Raw genomic sequence first — 2,256 nt, 5'->3', positions numbered from 1 at the left:
CTTACGTTATTCAGGGTTCTCATTCAATATGAATAACGCTAGATTATGATTATAAATCAATGCCTTGAACACTTGTTAAAGTATTGACGTGCCTCATGCCCTTTGTCATTACGCTCTATAATCGAAAGATGTTTAGCCATGTCTAATGTAATGTGGTATTCTTTTTCTTTTCCACCGTTTTCTAAATTCAGACTTTATTTCCAAAAACGCAATATAATTCACGTGCGTTAACAGTTTGAACTGTTTACTTGGCCAATAGTTTGTTCTTTAATTTCTATAGAGTATTCATGGTGAACTCCTTACTACTTAGACGTTTTTCATTGACTCTTTAATTAGAAAGTGCCGAGCACTGAAAAACACGGTAGTAAGTCCGTCGTTATGCTTTCCTATGAAGGTGTGTTATAGCATAACCACACCCCACAAAATCACTATATGCACGTAGCATACAATGAGTCAAAGTCTTTAATGTGCGAAAATAAACTATCTCGGTAGCTTATCTGCTTAGTATTTAAGGTGTTCGTTAGGTTCCTGTTTCGATTATTCATACTCCTATAATAATATCACTTTTTTCTAAAAATCATAAGCACATATTTACTTTATTTGTCGACTCACTTTAGATTTTCCAGCTTAGTTTTTTATTTATAGTGGAGGGGACAATAATGCTCGACATACTTGATACAATTGCGATGATCGTATGTTTGTTGTCGTTACCGGTGATGGTTGTCGGACTTGTTTTAGTGTGTATAAAAAAATGGTGCAAAAATGGATTGAAAACCCTTGGCATTGGAGTCTTATTATTTCTCGGCTCTGCAATATTAGGTGCGTTTTTTTTTCACAAAATCAAACCAGATCAAGTTGCGTACAATAATGAAATTTTTTCCTCCTCCTCGACTTTATTAATAGATGTTGCTACTCAAAATGAAAGCGTGACAAAGGCACTACCTGAGAATACTGATAAGCAAAGTATCCATGTTCAAGATAAAAAGTCAGACGAAAATGATGGTCTAGGTTTTTGGGGATGGTTCAGGTTAATTTTCTTTGCATTTATTGCATTGTCTATTTTTGTTCATTGGCAAGATAAACGCAACAAACGTTTTAAAGAAAAAGTTTCAGAGCAGGTTTTAATGCCTCCCCCGCATATCCATCCTTCTTCTGATTTATCAGTTGTTAATAAAATGTCGCCGGAACTTGAAAAAAAACGGTTAGAAAAGAGGGTACAGATCGTTCTTCTTTGTGCTCTACTGATTGGAGGCATTGTGGTAACAGTAACTATTACGCCATGGTTATTAGTACCCATTTTTATTGTTTTAATTTTTGTTATTATTGCCTATCGTGAGACAAAAAAGGAAAAAAGCTTTGAGCAAGAAGTTGCTCTGTGGCAATCAGATATTCCTCCCTCTAATTTTGAGGAAGCATGTGAAATGTTTCAAGAACTTGACGCAAGTGAATATGATTATCGTTTAGTACAAAATGAAAAACTGTTGGGAGTTCAAGAACGCGTTACCTTTGATATTGGCGAAAATACTCCAATTTTAGGACGTCTTTTAGTAACAAATCAAGCTATTGTATTTGAAAGCCCTGAAGATAATGAAAGGACTACTTGGGCAAGAATTGCATCAGTAACTATAACATACCAAGGATGTCACATCAGTCACCGTACCGGCGCACCATGGAATTACCGATTTAGTGCTATTCCAAATCCAAGGTTTGCAGCAGTAATCCGGGTTCTTGGGCAGCCTTATTGACTTTTAAACACACAAGACAAAGATGTTTCATTGTTTTAGCTCCCGCAAGATAAGCTTATACATACCGGATTCAGAGGCTTGGACATCTATCACAATGAAATGCTCCTGAGAAGAGGGGGCTTTGTTGTTTTCAGGAGAGAGGACCACAATACTATCTTGAGGTTTTGGTGGTATTCCCCCGATATCATTGATACAAAGATCAAGTTCCTTTCTTGCAATTGTGGTAGAGATTCTGCCACCGGCTTCCGATTCCGAATGTTTAATGCCGTAAATCGCTGTGATACGAAAAGATTGCTGGTTGTCTTTTCGCGTGTAGATGATGGGCTGCCCAAAAGTGTTGCGCACATCTTTAACCATTTGGTTTAGCAGCCCGTTCCACCGCATGTTATTTCGCTCCAATCACTGCTTTAAACAGCATTTCAGGGCGTGTACAGATGTAAAGCGGATAGCTATAGACCTCCGGTTTTACCCATGCATTACGGTCGTGGTCGACGATAAGCATCGTGTAGAG

The 2,256-nt window shown here is 37.7% G+C and carries 2 protein-coding genes and 2 pseudogenes; 1 reads left to right on the top strand and 3 read right to left on the bottom strand.

What is annotated here, in order from left to right:
• Nucleotides 1-62: 62 nt before the first annotated feature.
• Nucleotides 63-278 (bottom strand): annotated as a pseudogene (locus ACFIL8_RS09335) (antA/AntB antirepressor family protein); the annotation flags it as partial.
• 381 nt (nt 279-659) lie between these two features.
• Here ACFIL8_RS09335 and ACFIL8_RS09330 point away from each other — a divergent pair.
• Nucleotides 660-1,745: a hypothetical protein gene (locus tag ACFIL8_RS09330; RefSeq protein WP_375621835.1), complete on the top strand. Its 1,086-nt coding sequence runs from the start codon at nt 660-662 to the stop codon at nt 1,743-1,745.
• Nucleotides 1,746-1,772: 27 nt separating this feature from the next.
• On the opposite strand, the gene ACFIL8_RS09325 is transcribed toward ACFIL8_RS09330, so the two are convergent.
• Nucleotides 1,773-2,129, bottom strand: coding sequence for a hypothetical protein (locus ACFIL8_RS09325; protein WP_375689555.1), 357 nt, complete (start codon nt 2,127-2,129; stop codon nt 1,773-1,775).
• A 1-nt stretch (nt 2,130) separates the two neighbouring features.
• A pseudogene (locus ACFIL8_RS09320) lies at nt 2,131-2,256 on the bottom strand (major capsid protein); the annotation flags it as partial.

The sequence above is a fragment of the Bartonella sp. AP57NXGY genome (genome assembly GCF_042195805.1).
Lineage (GTDB): Bacteria > Pseudomonadota > Alphaproteobacteria > Rhizobiales > Rhizobiaceae > Bartonella.
Note: the sequence above shows the minus strand (reverse complement) of the source record. Positions and strands in the feature narration are given on the sequence as shown.

Excerpts from the sequence above, each read along its gene's own strand:
- ACFIL8_RS09330 (WP_375621835.1), top strand. The coding sequence starts at position 660 with ATGCTCGACATACTTGATACAATTGCGATGATCGTATGTTTGTTGTCG.
- ACFIL8_RS09325 (WP_375689555.1), bottom strand. The coding sequence starts at position 2,129 with ATGCGGTGGAACGGGCTGCTAAACCAAATGGTTAAAGATGTGCGCAAC.